Below are 23,432 nucleotides of genomic sequence, written 5' to 3' on the forward strand. Positions count from 1 at the left end.
CGCCCCCGCCGCATCGGTGCGCAGCACCCGCTGCAACAACTCGTTCACCGTGCGGCAGCCATATCGCCCGCAGAACGCCGGCTCACCCGACCCCGCCGGACGCTCATCGACCGACGCGACCGTCTCCACGACCACCGCCCCCACCCGCCGCTGCACCTCACCCGCGACCCGCAAAACCTGCATCTTCTCGTCGTCACCGAGCCCCGCGATCACGTCCGAGCGCAGCACCGCATCCAGGTCAGCGACGACCTGGCCGAGCAGTTCCGCGGGGTTGTTCATACCCCCCAGTCAACCCAGGGCCACCGACATTCGAACCCCGATAACCCCAGATCAGAGCAGTATTCTGGAACACGCGAAACGTCGACAATCCCTCCACAAAAACGACGTCAGGGCCCTTGTCCACACTCGCGGCGGCACGGTGCGCCGCGACGCTCACGGATACCCCGCACCAGGGCTGAGTGTGAGTATCCACGTCGACATCACACCTACCGATGTCGACGGAGACCGAGCATCCGTCGACGAAACGGAGCCGAGCATCCGCTCTTCGATTTGACGCTCACAGGTTCGCCAACTAAATTACAGATCGGTAACGGTGGCATCCGGGGGGATCGACCGCCGCGTACATCTGCCCTCCGGAAGGACTCCGTCACGAATTCCCTGCCACCCGAGCGCGCTCACGACGCCCCGGACACCCCCGAAGAAGCGCCTGCCGCACCCCGCCCACTGCTGCGGCGCGATCGGCGGAACTCCGCCCCCACGACTCCTGAAGCTCCCCGTACGGCGGACGCACCTTCAGACGCACAGCCTCCCCGCACAGCCGACGCATCCACCGAGACGCAGTCCCCCGTCGCCGCGAGCACCCCCACAGACGCGCAGCCTCCCGTCGCCGCGAACACCGCCGCCACGGACGCCCCCCGCCCGTCGCACTCGAAGGCCACCGGCAAGCCCCGCCGCGCCCGGAACCCGCGAGGGCGTCTCGCGCGAAAGCCCGCAGCATCTCCGGTCCGTCCCCGCCGCGCGAAGCGTCCGTGGGCGAAGGCCAAGGCGCTCGGTGCCACGTTCGCAATCGGCGTGATGGTCACCGGCGCCGCACTGCCCGCGCTCGCCACCGGCAGCGAAGGGGCCGTCGCCGGCGCCACCACCAGCCTCACCACGGCGGCCGCAGCCGACGCCGCGCAGTCCTACACACCCACGTCGGCATCCTCCTCCTCAGACGAGATCCGTGCCGAGATCGCTCCGCGCGGGACGTTCTCGGCGACGACGCCCGAAGAGATCGAAGAGACGCGCTCGCGTGCCGTCGCGGCCGCACTCGCTGCCGGCATGCCGCTCGGAAGCGCGGTCGACATCCCCATCGCCGATCGCATCGTCATGCCGATGGCTGACGGCACCTACTCGTTCACCGATGGCTTCGGCGCTTCCCGCCCGGGCCGGTCGCACCTCGGCCAGGACTTCGCTGCCGGCGTCGGCACGCCGATCAACGCCGCCATGAAGGGCTGCGTCTCGCGCTCCACCGAGAGCTACCAGGGCTACGGCGTGACGATCCAGATCGAGAGCATCGTCGACGGACAGGCCGTCAGCACGGTCTACTCGCACATGAACTACGGAACCCGTGCGGTCGAGGTCGGCGACTGCGTCGACGAGGGGCAGTACATCGGCGACGTCGGATCGACCGGCTACGTGTTCGGCTCCTGCCTGCACTTCGAGGTCCACATCAACACGGTCGCCGTCGACCCGATGCCCTGGCTCCAGACGCACGTGAGCTGACCCGGTCCACGCGACTCGGCAGCGGCCACTCAGTCGAGCGCGCTCATCACGTGCTTGATGCGGGTGTAGTCCTCGAACCCGTACTGCGAGAGGTCCTTGCCGTACCCGGAGTGCTTGAACCCGCCGTGGGGCATGTCCGACACGAACGGGATGTGCGTGTTGATCCACACGCAGCCGAAGTCGAGGTCGCGCGAGAAGCGCATCGCCCGCGTGTGATCGGTCGTCCACACCGAGGCCGCGAGCGCATAGGGCACGTCGTTCGCCCACTGGAGCGCCTCGTCGTCGCCGGAGAACGCCTGCACGGTGAGCACCGGGCCGAAGATCTCACCCTGTACGACCTCGTCGTCCTGCCGCACACTCGACACGATCGTGGCCTCCCAGAAGTAGCCCCGGTCTCCCTGGCGGCGTCCGCCGGTCTCGATGGTCGCGTGTGCAGGAAGCCGGTCGATGAAACCCTGCACCTGAGCGAGCTGTGCCGCGCTGCTCAGCGGCCCGTACAGCACCCCCTCCTCGTGCGGTCCTCCGGTGCGCGCGTGCGTCTTCGCCCTCGCCACCAGCGCGGCGACGAGCTCATCGTGCCGCGACTCGTGCACGAGCACGCGTGTGGCCGCCGTGCAGTCCTGTCCGCCGTTGAAGAAGGCCCCGGTGATGATCCCGTCGACCGCCTTCTCGAGCACGGCATCCGCGAACACGATCGCGGGTGCCTTGCCACCGAGTTCCAGGTGCACGCGCTTCACGTCGTTCGCCGCCGAGCGCGCCACCGCCATGCCCGCCCGTACCGAACCGGTGATCGCCACCATCTGCGGGGTCGGATGCTCGACGAGCGCGACCCCCGTGTCGCGATCGCCGAGCACGACATTCAGAGTGCCGGCAGGGGTGTGCAGCGCGACGATCTCGGCGAGCAGAAGCGTGGTCAACGGCGTCGACTCCGCGGGCTTGAGCACGACCGTGTTCCCGGCGGCGAGCGCAGGCGCGATCTTCCAGACGGCCATGTTCAGCGGATAGTTCCACGGCGTCACCTGACCGATCACGCCGACCGGCTCCCGGCGCACGAACGACGTGTGCCCGGCGAGGTACTCCCCCGCCGCCCGACCTTCGAGACTGCGGGCAGCGCCCGCGAAGAATCGCAGCTGATCGACCGACTGCATGATCTCGTCGGCGACGAGGCTCGCACGCGGCTTGCCGGTGTCCTGCGATTCCAGGTCGGCGAACTCCTCGGCCCGCGACTCCATCTCATCGGCGATGCGGAACAGCGCCAGCTGTCGATCGGCGGGCGTCGTGTCACGCCAGAACGGGAAGGCCGCGGATGCCGCGGCATAGGCGTCGTCGACGTCGGCACCGTCGGAGATCGGCAGTTCACCGTAGGCGGCTTCGGTGACAGGATCGAGGAGCGGCATCCGTTCCGTCCCGGACGCGGGCACGTAGCGACCGCCGATGAAGTTCTGCAACGGCGCGGAGTTCTTCAGAAGGCTGCGGGACATGCCGTCATGGTAGCGCGCGACCTGCGGAATCGGAAGATATCGGCCGCACGCAGCGACTGAATCAGTTGCAGGATCGAGCCATGACTGTCAATATCGACAGATGAGCCCCAAGCCTGCCCAGCCTGCACTGGACGACATCTCGAAGCGCATCGTCGAACTCCTGCAGGAGGACGGCCGCCGCCCCTACGCCGAGATCGCGCGCGAGGTCGGGCTCAGCGAAGCCGCCGCCCGTCAGCGTGTGCAGCGGATGACCGAGGCCGGCATCATCCAGATCGTCGCGGTCACCGATCCGATGCAGCTCGGCTTCCACCGCATGTCGATGATCGGCATCCGCGTCTCCGGCGACCCCCGCGCGATCGCTGAAGAGCTCACCACGATCCCCGAGCTGGCCTACGTCGTCGTCACTCTCGGGACGTTCGACATCCTCGTCGAGGCCGTGTGCGAGGACGACGAGCACCTGATCACCCTCATCGCCACCCGCATCCGCACCATCCCGGGCATCGTCCACACCGAGAGCCTGCTCTACGCGGGCCTCTACAAAGACCTCTACAACTGGGGTACGCGCTGAGGCGCACCCCCGACGCATCGGAGTGATCATGGGAACCACCGTCTTCGAACGCCGGCAGCCGCCGCAGGGGGTCGTCGACGCCTCCCTGCGCGACACCGCTCTGCGCGTCTTCTGGCTCGACGATGTCGATCGACCGACGCATCCGCGCCTGAACGGCACGGTCCGCGCCGACCTCGCCATCGTCGGCGGCGGCTACGCCGGGCTGTGGACCGCCGTGCGCGCCAAGGAGCGCGACCCCGAGCGCCGCATCGTCCTCGTGGAGGCATCGCGGATCGCGTGGGCGGCATCCGGTCGCAACGGCGGCTTCTGCGAGTCGAGCCTCACCCACGGTCATGAGAACGGCGTGACCCGGTGGCCCGAGGAGATCGACCGGCTCGAGGAGCTGGGCCACGAGAACCTCGACGGCATCGAGCAGACCGTCGCGCGCTACGGCATGGACACGGAGTTCGAGCGCACCGGTCAGCTGGCCGTCGCGGTCGAGCCGCACCAGGTCGAGTGGCTCCGCGACGAACCGGGCTTCCTCGACCGCGAAGCCGTGCAGGCGGAGGTGCACTCCGAGACGTTCCTCGCCGGAGCCTGGGACCGCGAGGGCTCGGCGATGGTGAATCCGGCCAAGTTGGGCGTCGAGCTGGCACGCGTGGCCGCAGACCTCGGCGTCGAGATCTACGAGCACAGCATCGTGCGCGCCATCGAGGGCGATGGCTCGGGCCCGATCGCGCTGGTCACGCCGAACGGCCGGGTGGTCGCGGATGCCGTGGCCCTCGGCACGAACGTGTTCCCCTCGCTCCTCAAACGCAACCGCCTGATGACCGTGCCGGTCTACGACTACGTGCTGATGACCGAGCCGCTCTCCGCCGAACAGCTCGCGTCGATCGGCTGGTCGAACCGGCAGGGCCTCGCCGACAGCGCGAACCAGTTCCACTACTACCGGCTCACGGGTGACAACCGCATCCTGTTCGGCGGCTACGACGCGGTCTATCACTACGGTGGCAAGGTGCGCCCCGAGTACGAGGACCGCATCGAGAGTCACCGTAAGCTCGCCTCGCACTTCTTCACGACCTTCCCGCAGCTGGAGGGTGTGCGCTTCACCCACCGCTGGGCCGGAGCGATCGACTCGTCGAGCCGCTTCTGCGCGTTCTTCGGCACCGCCCGCAAGGGCCGCGTCACCTATGCGACCGGCTTCACCGGACTGGGTGTGGGGGCTGCCCGCTTCGCCGCCGACGTCATGCTCGACAAGCTGTCGGAGGATTCGACCGAACGCACCGAGCTGCGGATGGTGCGCGAGAAGCCGATTCCGTTCCCGCCGGAGCCCGCCGCCTCGATCGGCGTGAACCTGGTGCGCGCAGCCATGAACCGGGCTGACCACAACGAGGGCAAGCGCAACCTGTTCCTCAAGACGCTCGACGCCGTCGGCATGGGCTTCGACTCGTGAATGCTCTCGCGGCGGGGAGCGGGGTGGATGCCCGTGGTCTCGCACTCGCGCACGAGCCGTTGCCCGCGGGCGAGGTGCTCGCCGGCGCCCCGACGACCGCCGTGCACGAGTTGGCGAGTCTCGGCGGGGTCGAGGTCGGCGTGTGGGAGATGACCCCTGGCACTGCGACCGACACCGAGGCCGACGAGGTGTTCGTCGTGCTGAGCGGCCGCGCCACGATCTCGTTCGGCTCGTCGGGGCTGCCCGACCTCGAGATCGGCCCCGGCTCGGTCGTGCGCCTCGCTGAGGGCATGCGCACGACCTGGACCGTGACCGAGACGCTCCGCAAGGTGTACGTGGCCTGACGGCAGGTCGGCTCAGATCGTCAGGACGACTCGCCCAGCAGCGGGCGCACGGAGGCGTAGGCATCGCGGACGTCGCGGGTGGGAGTGTCGTAGACCCGGACGATGCCCGCACTCCCCTGATGACGCGGCCAGCCGGGGTCGCCGTCGACGAGGAACGCGACCGCCGCCCCGTGCACCTCATCGGCCAGCTGCTGCGGCGGGTTCGGGCCGGCGAGCGGCTCGATCGCGGGCCCGTCGAGGCAGTCGAAGAAGAACGGCACGTCGAGGCAGTGCTCCGCAAAACCGAAGCGCCCCGACGGCCACGAGAACCGGTACACCCAGGTCGGCGCGGCCCCGCGATCGGCGACGACCTTCAGCAGCGCTGAGCGGAACATCCGGTCGGTCAGCAGCCGTCCGGCGATGCGGGCATTGCCGAGGCCCGTGATGTCGGCGTTGGCGGCGAGGTACTCGCGGCGCGCGGCCTTCGGCAGCCCGAGCTTTCCCAGCAGGAGCGACCGGGGCACCCAACGGAGCTTCTTCGCCGCATCCGAGAACACCATGGTGAACTCGTCGTCGGTCGCGCCGAGCACGAGCGGCTTGTCGGCGCCGATGCCCGCGGCGAGCGCCTCGCGCGTCGACCGCGGCAGCAGATCGCCGTCGATGCTCGGCCCGAGCGGCAGCCCCTCCTCGATCATGCTGCCGACCGACGACGGCCCGAGCTCGGTCGCCTTCTTCTGCAGCTCGAGCACACGCTCCTCGTCCAGCGACGAGAACCCGGCGACGGTCGGCTCGACCCCGCAGGCGGCAGCGAGTCCGCGGCCGAACGTCTCGGCGCGGGCGGAGGAGACATCGGCGAGCGCACCCGAGATCGAGTAGACACCGTGGAACAGGTGCTGCGCCAGCTCCATGCCGAGCAGGGTCAGCACGGCACCGCCACCCGCGGACTGACCGGCGATCGTCACGCGCGACGGGTCTCCGCCGAACGCGGCGATGTTCTGCTGCACCCATTCCAGCGCGAGCAGCCAGTCGCGCACGCCACGGTTCGACGGAGCATCCTCGATCCAGCCGAAACCGTCGAAGCCGAGGCGGTACGAGATCGACACGGTCACGACGCCGTCGCGGTTGAAGTTGCGGCCGTCGTACCAGACGCTCGCGGGCGAGCCGGCGAAGTACCCGCCCCCGTGGATCCAGACGAGCACCGGCATCCCGGTTCCCTGCTCGGCGCGGGTCGGACTCGACGTGAACACGTTGACGTTGAGTGTCGACTCGCCCTCGACGCTCGGCTCGGGGATGAGCGTGACGCCGGGATCGCCGCGCTGCGCGGTGGCGGCGAACTCGAGCGCGTCGCGCACACCCTCCCACGGTGCCTTCGGCACGGGCGCCTGGAAGCGCAGCTCGCCGATCGGAGCCTCCGCGAAGGGGATGCCCAGGAATGCCGCCGACCGCGGATTACCGCGCCCCCCGGTGGTCGGACGCCAGCGGCCGCGCACCCGTCCTGCGGCGGTCGTCACCTCGACGAACTCGGGGGTCGTCTCGAAGTCGGTATCGGTCATCACAGCATTCTCCTGGTCGCAGGCGGCGAGCGGCGGCACCGCGAACGCCCTCAGCCGAGGATCGATGTGACCTCAGCGTGCGGCATCCGCGTCGTCATGACCCCGATCGCCTCGGGGTTGTCATCGACCAGCACGGCGTCACGACCGAGCGCCGAGGCCACGGCCCCGGTCGTGCCGCTGCCGGCGAAGAGGTCGAGCACCCGGTCGCCGGGGCGACTCGAGGCGGTCACGATGCGGCGGAGGATCCCCTCCGGCTTCTGCGTGGGATAGCCGGTCTTCTCGCGTCCGGTCGTCGGGACGATCGTGTGCCACCAGACGTCGGTCGGCAGCTTGCCGCGCGCGGCCTTCTCGGCGGTGACCAGTCCCGGCGCCATATACGGCTCGCGGTCGACCTCTTCGGAGTTGAAGACGTACTCCCGCGGATTCTTCACGTAGACGAGGATCGTGTCGTGCTTGGTGGGCCAGCGGCTGCGCGACTTCGCCCCGTAGTCGTACGCCCAGATGAGCTCGTTGAGGAAGCAGTCCCGACCGAACACGGCGTCCAGCATGACCTTGGCGTAGTGCGCCTCGCGGTAGTCGAGGTGCAGGTACAGCGTGCCGTCGTCGGCGAGCAGCCGCCAGGCCTCCTCGAGCCGGGGCATCAGGAAGGAGCCGTAGTCGTCGAAGCGGTCGTCATAGGCGCGCAGCATCCCGCGCACCCGCTCGTAGGCATGCCCGTGGAACCCGTGCCGCACCTCGAGCGCCGGCTCGGTCTCGGTCGCCGACGGTTCAGAACTCAGGAAGACCGGTGCCGCATCGCTCGATTCGACGGGCTCCGCGCCCGAATCTGCGGATTCTTCCTGAGTTGTGAACGTCCGGCGCGCGGTGACCACCTGTCGCCCCTGCGTCCTGCCGGTGTTGAACGGCGGGTCGAGGTACACGAGCGTGAAGGAACCCGACGGCAGGGTCGCCGCGACGGCGAGGTTGTCGCCCTCGATGATGGTGACCGCGCCCGCGGTCACGGCACCCGATGCAGCCACGCCTCGGTGGCGAACTTCGACTCGACGAGAGCCTCCGCGTCGGCATACTCGTCGGCCGTGATCGACCCCGTCTCGGCGTCGGTCAGCGAGCGGAAGGTGTCCTTGAAACGCTCGATGATCTCGGCGCGCTCGAGTCCGGTCTGGCTACGCAGCGGGTCGACGCGCTTGGCGGCGGACGTGGTGCCCTTGTCGCTGAGCTTCTCGCGGCCGATGCGCAGCACCTCGGTCATGACCTGGCCGTCGATGTCGTACGACAGGGTCGCGTGGTGCAGCACTCCCCCGTTCGCGAGGCGCTTCTGCGCGGCACCGCCGATCTTGCCGGTCGGGCTCGCGATATCGTTGAGCGGCTGGTAGACCGCGTCGATGCCGAGCGACCGCAGCGCCTGCAGCACCCAGTCGTCGAGGAAGGCGTAGGAGTCGGCGAAGGTCATGCCCGCGACGAGCGATGCCGGCACATACAGCGAGTACGTGATGATCTGCCCCGCGGCCATGAGCATCGCCCCACCGCCGGAGATGCGGCGGACCACGTCGAACCCGTGCCGTGCGGCGCCTTCGGGGTCGACCTCGTTGCGGTACGACTGGAACGACCCGATCACGACGGCCGACTCGTTCCACTCCCAGATGCGCAGGGTGGGACGCCGGCGCCCCTCGCCCACCCGGGCGGTGAGCACCTCGTCGAGGGCGAGGTTCATGCGCGGCGAGACCGCCTGGTCGTGCACGATCTCCCAGTCGAAGTCGCGCCACCCCGGGGCCGTCACGAGCGCACGGCGCACGGCGGTCCCGACGGCTTCGGGCGAGAAGCCGAGCAGCTGAGCGCCATCCGGAAGGGCACTGCGGACGGCCGCGGCGATCGCCGTCGAGTCCGTCTCGGCGGGCAGCCCGTTGACCGCGGCGTTGATGTCGTCCAGCGCCGAGTCCGGCTCGAGGAAGAAGTCGCCGGCGAGGCGGAAGCGGGCGATCCGGTCGTCCTCGATCTCGAGGTCGACGACGACGAGCTTTCCACCTGGGACCTTGTATTCACCGTGCACGGTTCCAGCTTAAGGCGCGAGAGCCCCGATCCGGCGGCTCAGCCGTGGCGGAGCAACCACCGGATGGATCAGCCCCCGAGCACCACCACGCGCTCCCCGGCGCGGATCGGCGTCGAGTACCGGTTGCCGGCGGGCGGCAGCGGGCAGACGTACTGGTCCGAGAACGCGCACGGCGGCAGGTAGGCGCGGTTGAAGTCGATCACGGCCGTGCCGTCGGCGGCGGGCTCGTCGACCGGCAGGAACCGGAAGCGGTACGTCTCCAGACCGTTGGTGCCGTCGGCGAAGACCGCGCTCAACGCCCCCTGTCCGTTCCTGGTGACGGTCAGCGTCTGGGCTGCCCCCGCCAGCTCGAACCGCAACCGCCCGGCGACCGGCGTCTCCCGGGCCTCACCGTCGACCGACGTGATCAGGATCTGCTCGTCGGGCGTCGCCTCGAACACCGCGGGGAGTCGCCAACGCTCGTCGGGCGCGTAGGCGTCGATCGCGGTGAACCACTCGCGCTGCGGTCGCGCCGGATTCAGCACCCGCAGCGCCAGCGCACCGTGGCGATCGAACACCCGTAGCTCACGCCGGCCGAGGCGGACGCTCTCCGAACCGCGCAGCACCACGGTCGATCCCGTCTGACCCAGCTCGCTCCCCCGGATGCCGCCGTCGCCGGTCAGCGCCCAGAGCCCGGGGATGCCGTCGACCGCCGCCGCCTCCGTGATGAGCCAGTTCGTCGACTCGAGCGCCGACGGACCGTACTCCGACCCTGCGTAGCGCTCGCGCGACGCGTGCCAGTCCTGCCAGTCCTTCACGAAGCTCATCGGTGCGGTCCCTCCCGTGCGAGGGCACCGCACAGCGGCGCGCTCCTCGCTCCTGCGCGGAATACTGACCCGAATCTACGGTCGTCACCGAGCCCGGAGAACGGGTCCGTCACACGCCTTCACCGGGCGTAACGCCGCGTCACACCGCGCGGAAGCGGGAATGCGATGGACGGTTCTCAGCGCGCGGGGATGTGCGCGTCGAGCCAGGCGAGCACGTCGGCGCGCACCTCTTCCTGCTGCAGCTCGGCGAAGATCTCGTGCCGCGCATCCGGGTACACCAGGGTCGTGATGTCGGTGAGCCCGGAACGGCTGCGGTACTCGTCGGCGAGCTTGTGCACGCTGCGGGGTCCGCCCACCGGGTCGTCGCGACCGACGAGGAGCAGCATCGGGATGTCGCGGCCCAGGTCCTTGGCCGGACGCCCGTAGAGCCGCGCGGCCTCGATCGGACCGAAGAGCTTGAGCAGCGGGACGTCGGTCGTGAGCGGATCGTCGGCGAACGCGGCCCATACGGCGGGATCGCGGCTGAGCCATTCGAGCCCGGTGGCGTCTTCGTCCTTCGCCCACCGCGCGTTCAGGGGTGCCGCGTTGAGGAACCCGGGCGTGCGCAGCGCGGAGCCCGAGAGGATCACCGCATCCCACGCCTCCGGGTGGTGGTTCACGAGCATCTGCGCCAGGAACGAACCCCACGAGTGGCCCAGCAGAACCAGCGGCAGGTCGGGGTTCTCGTCGCGGATGATCCCGGTCAGCTGCCAGACGGCATCCTCGGCCGCGCGGAGTCCGCCGATGCCGAGTCGCCCCAGCTTCTCGGGTCCGCCGTGTTGACGGATGCCGGTGCGGCCATGGCCCCGGTGATCGTCGGCGTAGACGTGGAAACCGGCCCCCGTGAGGGCGCCGATCAGGGCGCCGTATCGTCCGGCATGCTCGCCGACGCCGTGCAGGAGCTGCACGACTCCGCGCGGAGTACCCGCAGCCGGATGCACGTCGTAGACGATGGCCACGCCATGGGCGTCGGTGAACTCACGCGTATCCGTCACGCTGCGAGCCTAGCGACCGCGGGCCGAGAGCGCCTACCGTGCGACGGCATCCCGGATCGCGAAAGCGATGTCGCGGTCGGTGACCTCGTAGCCGCCGACGCCGTCGGAGGCGGACCCCATCCGCACGCCGCCCTCCTCGATCACCGAGCGCTTCGCGGAGAAGTGGATCGCGTCCACCCCCGCCGCGGCGAGCACCGGCGCACTGGCGACGTCGACGCCGCTGCCGGCCATGATCTCGATCTCGCCCTCGGCCGCGGCGACGAGTGCGCGCAGGGTGTCGATGCCGTCGATCGCGGCGGACGCGCCACCCGAGGTCAGCACGCGGCGCAGACCGAGCTCGCGGGCGCTGCGCAGCGTCGCCACGGGGTCGGCCGTCACGTCGATGGCGCGGTGCAGGGTGACGGGTGCTCCGCCCGCGGCATCGCGCAGCCGCGCCATGGCGAACAGGTCGAGGCGACCCTCCGCGTCGAGCGCGCCGATGACGACGCCGGTGGCACCCGCAGCGATCGCTCGGCGCACGTCGCGCTCGGTGATCGCCAGCTCGTCGTCGGTGTAGTGGAAGCCGCCGCCGCGCGGCCGGACGAGCACGTGCACCTCCGGTCCGTCCGCTCCGGCGGCCTCGACCGCCAGCTCGAGCGTCGCGGGAGACGGGGTCAGTCCACCGAGGGCGAGGGCCGTGGCGAGCTCGACGCGGTCGGCGCCGATCTCGGCGGCGATGCGCACTCCGGCGGGGTCCTGCACGGCGATTTCCAAGGCGAGTGTTCGGGTCACTCCTCCATTGTGCCCGGCGCCGCGACAGTGTCAGAAAAATTAGATAGGCTATCTAAGTAATGTCTGCGTCCGATGAATCCCTCGCCCTCACCGCCACAGACCTGCGCATGGCCACGTTCCGCCTGGCCCGTCGCCTCCGCTGCGCCCGGGCCGCCGACTCGATGAGCGATGCTCAGCTGGCGGTGCTCGCCGACCTGCGCATGAACGGCCGCCGCACGATCTCGACCCTCGCCGTGCGCGAGCGCGTGACCGCACCGTCGATGACCAGCACCATCAACGGTCTCGAGGAGCAGGGCTTCGTGGTGCGCACTCCCGATGAAGAAGACCGCCGCCGCGTGCAGGTCGACATCACCGACGCCGGCGTCGAGCTCGTCGTCGAGACGATCCGCCGCCGCGACGAGCTGCTGGCCGACATGCTGCGCGAGGTCGAGTACACCGAGGCCGAGCTCACCACGCTCCGAGAAGCCAGTGCGCTGATGCGACGGGTGGTGGAGCGATGAGCGCCATGTTCCGTTCCTTCGCGAACATCAACTACCGCATCTGGTTCGCCGGCGCCCTGGTCTCGAACGTCGGCGGCTGGATGCAGGCCACCGCCCAGGACTGGGTCGTGCTCACCGAGCTGACCGACAACGACGCCACCGCGATGGGCGTCACCATGGCGCTGCAGTTCGGTCCGCCGCTCGTGCTGGTGAGCCTCACCGGATGGGTGGCCGACCGCTTCGATCGACGGCACATCCTGTTCGCCACCCAGTCGGCACTGCTGGGGTTGGCCATCGCGGTCGGCGTGCTGCTGCTCAACGATGTGATGACCCTGCCGATGATGTTCGCCTTCGCCCTCGGTTTCGGTGTCGTGAACGCGTTCGACGCTCCGGCCCGGCAGGCGTTCGTCTCCGACATGGTGTCGACGGGCGACACCTCGAACGCGGTCGCCCTGAACTCGGCATCCTTCAACCTCGCCCGCATGGTCGGCCCGGCGGTCGGCGGTCTGCTGATCGTGGCGATCGGCTCCGGCTGGGTCTTCATCGTGAACGCCGCGACCTTCCTCGCGATGATCCTCGCGCTGTCGATGCTGCGCACCGGCCTGCTCGCGCCACGGCTGAAGAACCGCAACCGCGGCGGACTCGCGGCCGGGTTCCGCTACGTGTGGGGGCGCAGCGATCTGCGGGTCGTGTTCGTCACGGTGTTCCTGATCGGCGCGTTCGGCATGAACTTCCCGATCTTCGCCTCGACCATGGCGCTGGAGTTCGGCGCGGGCGCCGACGGCTACGGCGTGCTCAGCTCGGTGCTCGCGATCGGCTCGCTGATCGGCGCGCTGCTCGCGGCTCGCCGTGATCGCGCGCGGGTGCGCGTGGTGATCCTCGCCGCCGGTGGATTCGGCATCGCCGCGTTCGTGTCATCCGCCATGCCGACGTATGCCTCGTATGCCGTCACCCTGACCTTCACCGGCTTCATGATCGTGACGCTGCTCACCACCGCCAACGGCTACGTGCAGATCACGACCGAGCCGGCGCTGCGCGGGCGCGTGCTCGCCCTGTACATGGCCGTCATCATGGGCTCGACCCCCGTGGGTGCTCCCATCGCCGGGTGGGTCGCCGACTCCTTCGGTCCGCGCGCGGCCATCATGCTCGGCGGTACGGCCGGATTCGTCGCCTGCGCGATCGGGGTGATCTGGGTGGCGACCTCGGGCCGCCTGCGCCGCGCCGAGAACCGCCGCTTCCTGCTCACCCTCGACGAGACCCGCCCGCTGAGTGTGGTCGAGCGGCCCGACCCGATCGAGTTCAGCGACGAAGCAGCCGTCACCACGCCCATCCGCACGGCGAAGAGGAACGACCTCGAGGGCTGAGCCTCTTTCCTCGGTTTGTCAACGCCCTCTACGGAGTGCACCTGGCGTACGTACCGTCGGTACATGGACGACAACACGGAACGCACACCCCACCCGCAGGACCCGGCCGAGGGCGCTCCCGGCGTCGGCGTCCCCGATGAGGATGCCGGTCAGGGCGACGGCACCGGCGGCGCGATCCAGGGCGACAGCTCGCGCGGCGAATCGACCGGCGGCGCCATCCAGGGCGATGCCGGCCAGGGCCACCGCTCTGCCCTCGGGGGCGACGAGGGGACCGAAGACCAACTCGACGCCGACAACGCCGCCGAGGAAGACACGTTGAAGACGCTCGACCCGGATTCCCCACCGGCCTGAGCGCTCCGAGAGGGCAGCGTCACCGCAGCCGTCTCCCCCAGAGACGGCCTCCCCCCTGCGGTGGCGCTGCCCGTCACACCGGCCTGACGCCGAGTACTACGCGCCGAGGACGAGCTTGAGCTGCTCCACCGCCCAGTCGAGCTCGGTCGCGCGGATCACGAGCGGCGGCGCGATGCGCACCGTCTGACCGTGCGTGTCCTTGACGAGCACACCCCGATCGAGCAGCTTCTCGGCGATCTCGCGGCCGGTTCCCCTGGCGGGATCGATGTCGACGCCCGCCCAGAGTCCCGCGATGCGCACCGCGGTCACGCCGTGTCCGATCAGCGGCTGCAGCGCCTGCCCCAGGTGCGCACCGAGTGCCCGCGCGCGCTCCTGGAACTCACCGGTCTGCAGCATCTCGACCACGCGCAGACCCACGGCCGCGGCCAGCGGGTTGCCACCGAAGGTCGAACCGTGCTCGCCCGGACGGATCACACCGAGCACATCGGTGTTCCCGACCACGGCTGAGACGGGGAGGATGCCGCCGCCGAGAGCCTTGCCCAGCAGATACAGGTCCGGCACGACGCCCTCGCGGTCGCAGGCGAACGTCTCGCCCACACGGCCGAGCCCGGCCTGGATCTCGTCGGCGATGAACAGCACGTTCTTCTCGTCGCAGATCTCGCGGATGCGGCGCAGGTATCCCTCCGGCGGGATCACGACGCCGGCCTCACCCTGGATGGGCTCGACGAGCACGGCGGCCGTGTCGTCGGTGATGGCTGCGGCGATGGCCTCCGCATCGCCGTAGGGGACGACGTCGAAGCCGGGCGTGTACGGACCGAAGTCATCACGAGCCTGCTCGTCGTCACTGAAGCTGACGATCGTGGTCGTGCGACCGTGGAAGTTGCCGGCCGCGACGATGATGCGCGCCTTGCCCGCAGCGATCCCCTTGACCCGGTAGCCCCAGGCGCGGGCGACCTTGATGCCGGTCTCGACCGCCTCGGCGCCGGTGTTCATCGGCAGCACCAGGTCTTTGCCGGCAAGCTCTGCGAGCGCCGCAGCGAACGGCTCGAGCCGGTCGCTCTGGAACGCGCGGCTGACGAGCGTGACCCGGCCGAGCTGCTCGGTGAGCGCGGCCACGAGCGCCGGATGCCGGTGCCCGAAGTTCACGGCCGAGTACGCGGCGAGCAGGTCGAGGTAGCGCTTGCCCTCGACATCCGTCACCCAGGCGCCCTCACCGCGGGCGATGTTCACCGGCAGCGGGTGGTAGTTGTGCGCGACGTGCGGCTCGGCGACGACCTCGGTGGCCTCGCCCTCGTTCGCGATGTCGACCGCGGTCACTTGGCACCCCGCAGCTCGAGCGTGCAGCACTTGATGCCGCCGCCGCCGAGCAGCAGCTCGGAGAGGTCGACGGTGATCGGGTTGTAGCCGCGCTCGCGCAGCTGCTTCTCGAAGCCCTTGGCGCGCGGCGAGATGATCACGTTGTAGCCGTCGCTCGCCGAGTTGAGGCCGAACACCGAACCGTCTTCGTCCGACACGAGGATCGCGTCGGGGAAGCGCCTCTCCAGCTCGGCGCGGCTGGCGTCGTCGAAAGCACCGGGAAGGTAGGCGATGTTCGCGCGCTCGGGGCCGCCGTTCTCGGCGCCCTGCACCGGGTCGAGCACGGCGATGGCGGTGTCGAGGTGGTAGAAACGCGGGTCGACGAGGTTCAGCGAGACGACCTCGCGGCCGAAGACCTCGCCGACCTCGCGGTGGCTGTCTCCGGTGGAGCGGAAGCCGGTGCCGGCCAGGATCACGTCGCCGACGAGCAGGAAGTCACCCTCGCCCTCGTTGACCTCCTTCGGCATCACGGTGTCGTAGCCTGCGGCGCGGAACCAGTCGGCGAAGGCCGGGGACTCGCCCTGGCGCTCGACGAAACGGAACTCGGGCACGTACGCGCGACCGTCGATCAGGAATCCGCCGTTGGCCGTGTAGACCATGTCGGGGTAGCCGGCGAGCGGTTCGATGAGCTCGACGGTGTGGCCGAGCTCGAGGTACAGGTCGTGCAGCTTCTGCCACTGCGCCACGGCGTTGGCGGTGTCGGTGGGCCGCGACGGCTCCATCCACGGGTTGATGGAGTAGTTCACGGTGAAGTGCTCCGGCTTGCACATCAGGTAGTGACGGCGGTGCGCGGTGCGGGCGGGTGCTGTGGTGACGGCGGCTTCAGGCGTCGACATGGATGCTCCTCGAATGGACGGGCGCGGCGGACGCTGTCCTGGGGCCCGACGGTCCTTCGACCCGCTGCTCGTTCAGAGCCGGCGACGGGGAAGATGCGACTCGGGCACGCCGGAGTCCATTGTGTCACCCGCCCCCTGTGCGCCGCCAGAGCAGCGCTCCATTCGAGAGGCTCAGACCCCCGAGCCGCGGACGACGACCTTCCCCACGGTGTGCCCGGCCTCGAGGTGGGCGAGGGCGGCGGATGCTTCCGCGAACGGATACTCGCGCTCGATCACGGGCACGATGCGGCCGTCGGCGACGAGTTCGAGGAGCTTGGCCAGGACCTCGGGTCGCGGCGTCGCGGCGAGGGGACGGATGCTCCGCGAGCCGATTGACAGGACCGCGGCGCGCAGCATCCGCGAGATGGGACCCAGCACGTGGCCGCCATCGCCCGTGACCAGCACGATCCGGCCGCCGTGCCCGACGAGGCGCTGCAGCTCGCGCAGCGGCATCCCTCCGGCGATGTCGACGATCGCGTCGAAGCGGCCCGCCGGGATCTCGCTCAGCGGCGACACGCGATGGTCGAACGTGCGCACGGCGCCGAGGCGCTCGACCAGCGGTGCATTGCGGGCGCTGCACGTGGCCCAGACTTCGGCGCCACGGAGGGCGGCGAGCTGCACCGCGAACGTGCCGACGCCACCGGATGCGCCGATGATCAGCACCCGAGGCGCCTCACCCCCGCGCAAGCCGACGCCCGCCAGGTCCAGGGCCTGCCACGCGGTGCCGCCGGCGATGGGGAGGGAGGATGCGGCCTCGGGCGTGATGTCGGGCGGGATCGGCACGAGTCGGGAGGCGGGAACGCGCACGTACTCGGCGAGTCCTCCGCCTCCGACCAGCTCGCCCACGACCTCCTCGCCGATCTCGGCGCTCACCACGTCGGGCCCGACCGCGACGACGGTGCCGGCGACTTCCATCCCGCGCACCGGATGCTTCGGACGGGTGAGGCCGAAGACCGGGCGCACGAGGAGTGGATCGCCCAGCAGCAGCCGCACGTCACCCGCGTTCAGGGAAGTGGCCCGGACCTTAAGGAGCACTTCGCCGCGGTGCGGCGCCGGCACCGGGATCTGCTCGAGGTTCACCCCGGATGACGGGCCGTAGGTCTCGCGTCGCCAGGCGTTCATCGTCTCGGTCATGATGATGCTCCTCCGGATGCGGGTGGGGCGGGGTAGGCGAACAGGTCGTCGATCCCGACCCCGAACGCCCGCGCGATCTGGAACGCCAGCTCCAGCGTGGGCGAGTACTTCTGCTGCTCGATGGCGATGAGCGTCTGCCGCGTCACGCCGACGGTGCGGGCGAGTTCGGCCTGGGTGAGCCCGGCCTGCTCGCGATGCGCGCGGATGCTGTTGGAGACGAGGGTCGGCTTCACCATCAGACGAGCCCCCGCCGGTAGGCGATCACGCGGGCGATGCCCCCGACGAGCGCGGACACCGCGAAGCCGAGGTACATGGTGTTCGCGATCCAGAACACATCGGCGCCGACCGCGCACAGTGCGATGACCCCGAGCCCGGCGATCACGACGAAGGCCTGCTCGACCCGGCCGCCCATGCGGCCGATGTCACGGTCGCGGATGTCGGAGCGGCCGGCGCCATCCGGGTCCCTCATCCCGGCGAGGATGCCCCAGACGATGCTGATCACGATCGTCGCGACGATGCCTCCGCCGATCGTCCACAGCATGAGCGGGAACCAGTCGACGGCGGTGAGTGGCCCTCCCCCGGCTTGCTGCAGCACCAGCACGACGTAGACGACCAGCGCGATCGGGCTGACGATGAGTCCCGCCCAGGCGTTGCGTTCCTCGTAGACCATGATGCCTCCGATGTAAAAGATTCTTGACACTCACGCTACGCCGCCGATGCGGCCGTGTCAAGAATTCTTTACACACCCATCTCGCCCCGTCGTCCGGTCGCGCATCGCGAGGCCGATCCGATGACGCATGATGATCGGGTGAGGAAATCGATCGCACTGCTGTGGCTTCTCGCGGGCATCGTGGCGAGCGGAACACTCGCCGCTTCCGTGGCTGTCACGATTGCGACTGTCAATATGCCCGGCCATTCGCCGAGCCTCAAGGACGCAGCCAACGTCACAGCCCTCGTCTTCTGCCTCGTCTCGCTCTGCGGCGGCGCCATTGCAACGCTGTCCGCGCGCTCCAGCCGAACGAAACGACGCGTAACGAGCTGGGCGACGTTCGGCACGGCCCTCGTCGGAGCGCTGGTCACAGCAGCACTACTGATCCTCGCCACCACCTGAGGCGCATTCCGACCGCACGGCCACGCGGTCGCATCCCGCCTCGGAGCGAATCGGGCTGACGCCGCCCTGAGCGCCGCCCGAAAGGGCGATGGTCCGATACATCGGAATGCGATCTCATTGGGCCATCCCAAGCGAGTAGTCCGTCGATAAGGTCGCCCTAAATGCCATACAGACCGGAGGAAGAATGCGTAATTCAATGAAGCCGCTGCTTGCAACTGTGCTGCTAGTTTGCGCGTCTATCGGAGGTGCGTCGAGCGCATATGCCACGGAAGAGCCAGGTCCAGGTTCGCTCACACCGGATGAGCTCCGCAGTCACTACACCGATGAGGAGCTGTTCTATACCCCTGAGATCACCGGTCAGCCAGCGGAGACGGGAAGCGGTGCCACTGAGTCGATCACTCTACGAGGAGCTTCTTATCTCGTCGCATGCACGGTGAAAGCAAACGCGCCTCACATATCTGTGGGCGCCGGTGGAGTCATCTACAAGACTCGCGTGAACTGCACGGGCGAGGGCGCGTACCCGTCAACTGTCTACATCCAGGTAAAAGCTGCGCTCTATCACATCCCCGCGGACAGCCCAACCGACACCGATGACGTCAACTGGCAGTCGAGATTCGAGTCCGCCGAGGGGCGGAGCATGGTGGTCAACGGCGCCACGGAGACGTTCTATGTGCCCTGGGAGGGCCTTGGCGGTAAACAGGGCAAGGGATTCTGGCAGGGCACCTCAATCGTGGACATCACAGACCCCGTGGGATTCAAGTCAGGGAACGACACCTCCGCGGTCTATTTCCTCGACACCACCGCGGGTTGACGACTGGGGCCAGCCGCTCGATCGGCTGGCCCCAGCGATCAATCCTCAGCATCCGCGATCAGCCACACCAGCCCCAAGCGTCCCTGATCGTCTACCGCCCGCATCGCGATAGAGATGGCAGACGTGCGGTCAGCACGAGACGCGGCCCACTGCTCTGCAGCATCCAGAGTCGTTTCATCAAGGTCAAAGGTCTCTCGGCGCCCCTCGGTGTCCTGGATGAAAACCCTGAGATCCAGCGCCGATTTCTCCCACTGTGTATCGCGTTCGTCGACCTCACGTGGAGCGTGATCCATTTCGCCTCCCTGGCTCTACCCGTGCTCGGCGCTTTCTTGTGGCTCACGCCGCACACGTCAACGCTCGAGCACGACAAGGGTAAGGCACCGCACGTGACCGCGCCGGCAGCCCATGCTCAAAGGTTTCATACGACGGTGCTCGGGTGTTCGGCGGGCACCCGTACGCCGGCGAAGTCCTCAGATCACGTCGCTGCTCCAGGGGTCGAGGTTGCCGTAGCGGTGCGCGGTGATCGAGATCGACTGCTCGTGCACGAACGGCAGCAGCTCGATCCGGGCGGCCGCTGTGACCTCGCCGTCGTACACCGCGAGGTCGGGATCACCCCCCGATGCCGTCGCCAGGGCCGTGTGCAGCGCGGCGACCGCGGCACGACCGCCGACCAGACGCACCCGGTCGCTCACCGGCAGCGCGACGACGCCCTCCACGACATCCTCCTCGCGGAGCATCCGCTGCATCCACTCCTCGTCGGTCTCGAGGAAGACCGAGGCATCGAGGTCACCGAGCGCGCGGCGCACATCGCCGGGCAGGCCGACCGGCGTCGAGAGCACGAAGGCCGCACCCGAGCGCACGCCCGCGATCACGACGCGCAGCAGATCCTGCAGGGCCGCATCCTCCGTCGCCCGGATCTCGACCGGCACCGGTCGGTACCGGAACAGGTTCCGCTCCACACCGAGGTGCGACACGTCGCGCACCTGCCCGAACTCGCGGTCCCACGCCAGGGCATCCGAGAGCGCCGAGCGCCGCAGCCACTCGAACTTCTCGTACTCCAGCGACGACTGCGCCGACTCGATGAGCGCCGTGATGCGGGAGTCGAGCCCGCGCAGATGCAGGGTGCTGGATGCCGGTCCGCCCGGCTGCGAGCGCCAGGATCCGAGGCCGATCAGGTAGTTCGGGCCACCCGCCTTGGCGCCGGGTCCGACGGCCGACCGCTTCCAGCCGCCGAACGGCTGCCGCTGCACGATCGCCCCGGTGATGCCGCGATTCACGTAGAGGTTGCCCGCCTGCACGCGGTCGAGCCAGAAGGCGAGGTCGCCCGGATCCTGCGTGTGCAGCCCGGCGGTGAGCCCATAGGCGACGGCGTTCTGCAGCTCGACGGCCTTCTCGAGGGTCGGTGCGTGCATGATGCCGAGCACCGGCCCGAAGAATTCCTCGGTGTGGAAGCGCGACCCCGACTGCACGCCGACGCGGATGCCGGGCCGCCACAGCCGCCCGCTGCCGTCGTCGCCGGCCGCGAGCGCGGGCTCGATCAGCCACTGCTCCTCGCCCTCGAGCTCGCTCAGCGCCCAGGCGAGCTTGCCCTGCGGCGGCTCGATCACCGGGCCGACCTCGGCGAGCGGATCGGTGGGCGGGCCCACGTGCAGCGAGCGCACGGCATCTGCGAGCTGCCGCTTGAACCGCGGTGAGCGCCCGACGGGGCCGACGAGGATCGCGAGGGAGGCGGCCGAGCACTTCTGCCCCGCGTGCCCGAACGCGCTCTTCACCAGGTCGGCGACGGCCAGGTCGAGGTCGGCCGAGGGGGTGATGATCATCGCGTTCTTGCCGCTGGTCTCGGCGAGCAGCGGCAGGTCGGGACGCCAGGAGCGAAACAGCGCGGCGGTGTCCCACGCGCCGGTGAGGATCACGCGGTCGACCGCGTCGTGGGTGATGAGCTCGCGACCGAGCTTTCCCTCTTCGATGTCGACGAGCGCGAGCAGATCGCGCGGGATGCCCGCCTGCCACAGCGTCTCCGCGATCACTGCGGCGCAGCGGCGGGCCTGCGGTGCCGGTTTGAAGACGACACCCGAACCCGCGGCGAGCGCGGCGAGCACTCCGCCGGCGGGGATCGCGAGCGGGAAGTTCCACGGCGGCGCGACGACGGTGACGGATGCCGGGACGAACACGGCGCCGGCGATCGCGTCGAGCTCGCGCGCGGTGGCCGCGTAGTACCGGGCGAAGTCGACGGCCTCGCTCACTTCGATGTCGGCCTCGGCGAAGATCTTGCCGGTCTCGGAGGCGGCGACCTCGATCAGGTCACCGCGTCGGGCTTCCAGGGCGGCGGCGGCGCGCAGCAGCACCTCGGCCCGCTCGGCGGCGGGACGCCCACCCCACGCCGGAGCCGCACCGCGGACCCCCTGCACGATCTGCTCCAGGGATTCCGCGTCGTCGATGCGAGCGGCCGCGATCGTGGCGTCACCGAGCTCGGATGCGCCGATACGCTCCCGCACCTCGCGCGCCCAGTCGCGGTTCACCGGCAGGGCGGGGTCGCTGTCGACGGTGTTCGAGAAGCCCGGGGCACCACCGGCATCCTGCTCCAACTCACGAGCGGAGTACACGGCGGTCTCGAGGAAGGCCTCGCGACCGCCGCCGTCTTCGGAGCCGCGCGAGATGCCGAGTACGGCCTGGGTGAGGTCGGTCTCCGGCAGCGGTGACACGGGCGAGGGGCGCAGCGCTTCGTGCACGGGCGCGCTCCGATCCTGCGTGCGACGCGGTCCGGTCCACAGAGTGGGATCGTCCGACCGGTCGAGTGCGTCGAGGAACCTGTCCTGCTCCCGCACGAACAGGGCCTCGTCCTCGCCGAGTCGGAATGCGGCGGAGAGGAAGTTGTCCGGCGACGCGTTCTCTTCGAGCCGGCGCACCAGGTAGCTGATCGCGACGTCGAACTCGGCGGGTGCCACCACGGGCACGTACAGCAGCACGGGCCCGACCTCGCGCGAGACGGCCTGCACCTGCCCCTGCGCCATGCCGAGCAGCATCTCGAACTCGACGGCCTCGCGCACATCCCGCTCGCCGGCGAGCAGCCACGCGTAGGCGATACCGAACAGGTTGTGCCCGGCGACGCCGACCTTCACCGCGGCGGCGTGCTCGGGGCGCAGGGCCCAGTCCAGGCACCGCAGGTAGTTCGCGTCGGTGTCGAGCTTGGTGTCGTAGGTCGCGGGGGTCCAGCCGTGCATCCGCGCCTCGACCTGCTCCATCGCGAGGTTGGCGCCCTTGACGAGGCGCACCTTGATGCGGGCACCGCCGTGCGCGACGCGGTCCTGCGACCAGGCGGTCAGCTCCTGCAGGGCGGGCAGGGCGTCGGGCAGGTACGCCTGCAGCACGATCCCGGCTTCGAGCCCCGCGAGCCGAGGGTCTTCGAGGATGCGCGTGAACACCGCGATCGTTAGGTCGAGGTCGCGGTACTCCTCCATGTCGAGGTTGATGAACGTGCCGTCCGCCGCCGCCGTGAGGTACAGCGGGAGCAACCGCTGTACCACCTCGTCGACGATCTCGTCGAACGCCCACATCGACAGGTGGCTGACGATGGCCGAGACCTTGACCGAGACGTAGTCGACATCGGGCCGTCGGATCAGCTCGTGGATGCCGTCGAGGCGGCGCTTCGCCTCGGCCTCGCCCAGCACGGCTTCGCCCAGCAGGTTGAGGTTCAGGCGCGAGCCCGTGGCCGTGATGCGCTCGATGGCGGCTTCGAGCTTGGCGGGCCGCGCATCGACGATGAGATGCCCGACCATGTCGCGCAGCACCTTCCGCGCGATCGGCACGACCGGCGACGGCAGGATCGGCGCGACTCCCCCGCCGAGACGCACGACCGAGCGCAGGTACCAGGGCAGGAACTCGGGCACGATCGGCGCGATGCGGTGCAGCTGCGAGGCTGCGGCGCTCAGGCTCTCGGGGCGCATGACACCGTCGACGAAGCCGAGCGTGAACGGCAACCCGTTCGCGTCCTGCAGCACTCCGGCGAGACGGGCGGCAGCGGGGTCGGGTTCGATCGCGGCGGCCTCGATCGCCCACCGCCGAGCAAGCTCGACGGCACGGTCTGCGAGGGGTGCGGATGCCACGGCATCCGCCGGAGAAGACGACGACTCTGCCATGTGTCCACCCTAGGTCTGCATACCCTCGCAGGCCGG

General features: G+C 69.6%; 24 protein-coding genes. 9 read left to right on the plus strand and 15 right to left on the minus strand.

Translation table 11 applies throughout. The features are described 5' to 3' along the window. Positions 1-279: hypothetical protein (locus BQ2383_RS06415; protein WP_140403311.1), on the minus strand; the 279-nt coding region annotated here is incomplete at its 3' end. A 795-nt stretch (positions 280-1,074) separates the two neighbouring features. On the opposite strand from BQ2383_RS06415, the gene BQ2383_RS06420 reads away from it, so the two are divergent. Continuing rightward, on the plus strand, positions 1,075-1,764 hold the full coding sequence (locus BQ2383_RS06420; RefSeq protein WP_244175941.1) for a M23 family metallopeptidase: 690 nt from the start codon (positions 1,075-1,077) through the stop codon (positions 1,762-1,764). Between the two features lie 29 nt (positions 1,765-1,793). On the opposite strand, the gene BQ2383_RS06425 is transcribed toward BQ2383_RS06420, so the two are convergent. Beyond that, positions 1,794-3,245 carry a gamma-aminobutyraldehyde dehydrogenase gene (locus BQ2383_RS06425; protein ID WP_091031336.1) on the minus strand — a complete coding sequence of 484 codons (1,452 nt, stop codon included), beginning with the start codon at positions 3,243-3,245 and terminating at the stop codon, positions 1,794-1,796. A 100-nt stretch (positions 3,246-3,345) separates the two neighbouring features. Here BQ2383_RS06425 and BQ2383_RS06430 point away from each other — a divergent pair, with 100 nt between their 5' ends. The 3 genes from BQ2383_RS06430 to BQ2383_RS06440 are packed head-to-tail and all read left to right on the plus strand — an operon-like array spanning position 3,346 to position 5,589. Further along, the gene (locus tag BQ2383_RS06430) at positions 3,346-3,813 is read left to right on the plus strand and encodes an Lrp/AsnC family transcriptional regulator (protein ID WP_029262144.1); all 468 of its coding nucleotides are present in this window, start codon (positions 3,346-3,348) and stop codon (positions 3,811-3,813) included. Between the two features lie 28 nt (positions 3,814-3,841). Beyond that, on the plus strand, positions 3,842-5,245 hold the full coding sequence (locus tag BQ2383_RS06435) for an NAD(P)/FAD-dependent oxidoreductase (protein ID WP_091031339.1): 1,404 nt from the start codon (positions 3,842-3,844) through the stop codon (positions 5,243-5,245). Beyond that, positions 5,242-5,589, plus strand: a complete 348-nt coding sequence (locus tag BQ2383_RS06440; protein ID WP_091031342.1) for a cupin domain-containing protein — start codon at positions 5,242-5,244, stop codon at positions 5,587-5,589. Before BQ2383_RS06435 ends, BQ2383_RS06440 begins: the two co-directional genes overlap by 4 nt. A gap of 20 nt (positions 5,590-5,609) precedes the next feature. Here BQ2383_RS06440 and BQ2383_RS06445 read toward each other — a convergent pair whose 3' ends face one another. The 6 genes from BQ2383_RS06445 to BQ2383_RS06470 all read right to left on the minus strand — a co-directional run bounded on the left by BQ2383_RS06445 (position 5,610) and on the right by BQ2383_RS06470 (position 11,779). Then, positions 5,610-7,121, minus strand: a complete 1,512-nt coding sequence (locus tag BQ2383_RS06445; RefSeq protein WP_091031345.1) for a carboxylesterase/lipase family protein — start codon at positions 7,119-7,121, stop codon at positions 5,610-5,612. A gap of 50 nt (positions 7,122-7,171) precedes the next feature. Beyond that, on the minus strand, positions 7,172-8,140 hold the full coding sequence (locus BQ2383_RS06450; protein ID WP_244175924.1) for a DNA-methyltransferase: 969 nt from the start codon (positions 8,138-8,140) through the stop codon (positions 7,172-7,174). Beyond that, complete coding sequence (locus BQ2383_RS06455) at positions 8,119-9,168, minus strand: lipoate--protein ligase family protein (RefSeq protein ID WP_091031347.1); 1,050 nt, start codon at positions 9,166-9,168, stop codon at positions 8,119-8,121. Before BQ2383_RS06455 ends, BQ2383_RS06450 begins: the two co-directional genes overlap by 22 nt. A 68-nt stretch (positions 9,169-9,236) precedes the next feature. Further along, on the minus strand, positions 9,237-9,974 hold the full coding sequence (locus BQ2383_RS06460) for a DUF1684 domain-containing protein (protein WP_091031350.1): 738 nt from the start codon (positions 9,972-9,974) through the stop codon (positions 9,237-9,239). 176 nt (positions 9,975-10,150) lie between these two features. Beyond that, a complete protein-coding gene (locus tag BQ2383_RS06465; protein ID WP_091031354.1) occupies positions 10,151-11,008 on the minus strand; it encodes an alpha/beta fold hydrolase in 858 nt (285 codons plus the stop codon). 33 nt (positions 11,009-11,041) lie between these two features. Beyond that, positions 11,042-11,779, minus strand: coding sequence for a copper homeostasis protein CutC (locus BQ2383_RS06470; RefSeq protein ID WP_091031358.1), 738 nt, complete (start codon positions 11,777-11,779; stop codon positions 11,042-11,044). Positions 11,780-11,838: 59 nt separating this feature from the next. On the opposite strand from BQ2383_RS06470, the gene BQ2383_RS06475 reads away from it, so the two are divergent. The 3 genes from BQ2383_RS06475 (at position 11,839) to BQ2383_RS06485 (ending at position 13,973) form a co-directional block, all read left to right on the plus strand. Then, a complete protein-coding gene (locus tag BQ2383_RS06475) occupies positions 11,839-12,279 on the plus strand; it encodes a MarR family winged helix-turn-helix transcriptional regulator (protein WP_091031361.1) in 441 nt (146 codons plus the stop codon). A gap of 5 nt (positions 12,280-12,284) precedes the next feature. Then, positions 12,285-13,622, plus strand: coding sequence for an MFS transporter (locus BQ2383_RS06480; RefSeq protein ID WP_091032247.1), 1,338 nt, complete (start codon positions 12,285-12,287; stop codon positions 13,620-13,622). A 63-nt stretch (positions 13,623-13,685) separates the two neighbouring features. Then, a complete protein-coding gene (locus BQ2383_RS06485; RefSeq protein WP_029262133.1) occupies positions 13,686-13,973 on the plus strand; it encodes a hypothetical protein in 288 nt (95 codons plus the stop codon). A 96-nt stretch (positions 13,974-14,069) separates the two neighbouring features. On the opposite strand, the gene rocD is transcribed toward BQ2383_RS06485, so the two are convergent. From rocD to BQ2383_RS06510, 5 genes are all read right to left on the minus strand, one after another. Continuing rightward, complete coding sequence (rocD, locus tag BQ2383_RS06490) at positions 14,070-15,290, minus strand: ornithine--oxo-acid transaminase (protein ID WP_244175925.1); 1,221 nt, start codon at positions 15,288-15,290, stop codon at positions 14,070-14,072. Continuing rightward, positions 15,287-16,165, minus strand: a complete 879-nt coding sequence (gene ddaH, locus BQ2383_RS06495) for a dimethylargininase (protein WP_091031365.1) — start codon at positions 16,163-16,165, stop codon at positions 15,287-15,289. The genes rocD and ddaH overlap by 4 nt, the downstream gene beginning before the upstream one ends. A gap of 171 nt (positions 16,166-16,336) precedes the next feature. Further along, positions 16,337-17,338 (minus strand): NAD(P)-dependent alcohol dehydrogenase, encoded by a 1,002-nt coding sequence (locus tag BQ2383_RS06500; protein ID WP_091031369.1) that lies wholly within the window; start codon positions 17,336-17,338, stop codon positions 16,337-16,339. Beyond that, positions 17,335-17,574: a helix-turn-helix transcriptional regulator gene (locus BQ2383_RS06505; RefSeq protein ID WP_091031373.1), complete on the minus strand. Its 240-nt coding sequence runs from the start codon at positions 17,572-17,574 to the stop codon at positions 17,335-17,337. The genes BQ2383_RS06500 and BQ2383_RS06505 overlap by 4 nt, the downstream gene beginning before the upstream one ends. Further along, positions 17,574-18,008 (minus strand): hypothetical protein, encoded by a 435-nt coding sequence (locus tag BQ2383_RS06510; protein WP_091031377.1) that lies wholly within the window; start codon positions 18,006-18,008, stop codon positions 17,574-17,576. The genes BQ2383_RS06505 and BQ2383_RS06510 overlap by 1 nt, the downstream gene beginning before the upstream one ends. Positions 18,009-18,128: 120 nt before the next feature. Between BQ2383_RS06510 and BQ2383_RS06515 the strand changes: the two genes are divergently transcribed. Next, on the plus strand, positions 18,129-18,449 hold the full coding sequence (locus tag BQ2383_RS06515) for a hypothetical protein (protein ID WP_091031380.1): 321 nt from the start codon (positions 18,129-18,131) through the stop codon (positions 18,447-18,449). A 196-nt stretch (positions 18,450-18,645) separates the two neighbouring features. Next, positions 18,646-19,260, plus strand: a complete 615-nt coding sequence (locus BQ2383_RS19175) for a hypothetical protein (protein WP_140403312.1) — start codon at positions 18,646-18,648, stop codon at positions 19,258-19,260. Positions 19,261-19,298: 38 nt separating this feature from the next. Here the strand turns inward: BQ2383_RS19175 and BQ2383_RS06525 are convergent, their stop codons facing one another. Together BQ2383_RS06525 and BQ2383_RS06530 are read right to left on the minus strand one after the other, a co-directional pair. After that, a complete protein-coding gene (locus BQ2383_RS06525) occupies positions 19,299-19,553 on the minus strand; it encodes a hypothetical protein (RefSeq protein ID WP_091031386.1) in 255 nt (84 codons plus the stop codon). Positions 19,554-19,730: 177 nt separating this feature from the next. Next, positions 19,731-23,396: a proline dehydrogenase family protein gene (locus BQ2383_RS06530; protein WP_091031389.1), complete on the minus strand. Its 3,666-nt coding sequence runs from the start codon at positions 23,394-23,396 to the stop codon at positions 19,731-19,733. Positions 23,397-23,432: the final 36 nt, after the last annotated feature.

Origin of the sequence: Microbacterium oxydans, from assembly GCF_900095745.1 — a bacterium.
Classification (GTDB): domain Bacteria; phylum Actinomycetota; class Actinomycetes; order Actinomycetales; family Microbacteriaceae; genus Microbacterium; species Microbacterium oxydans_B.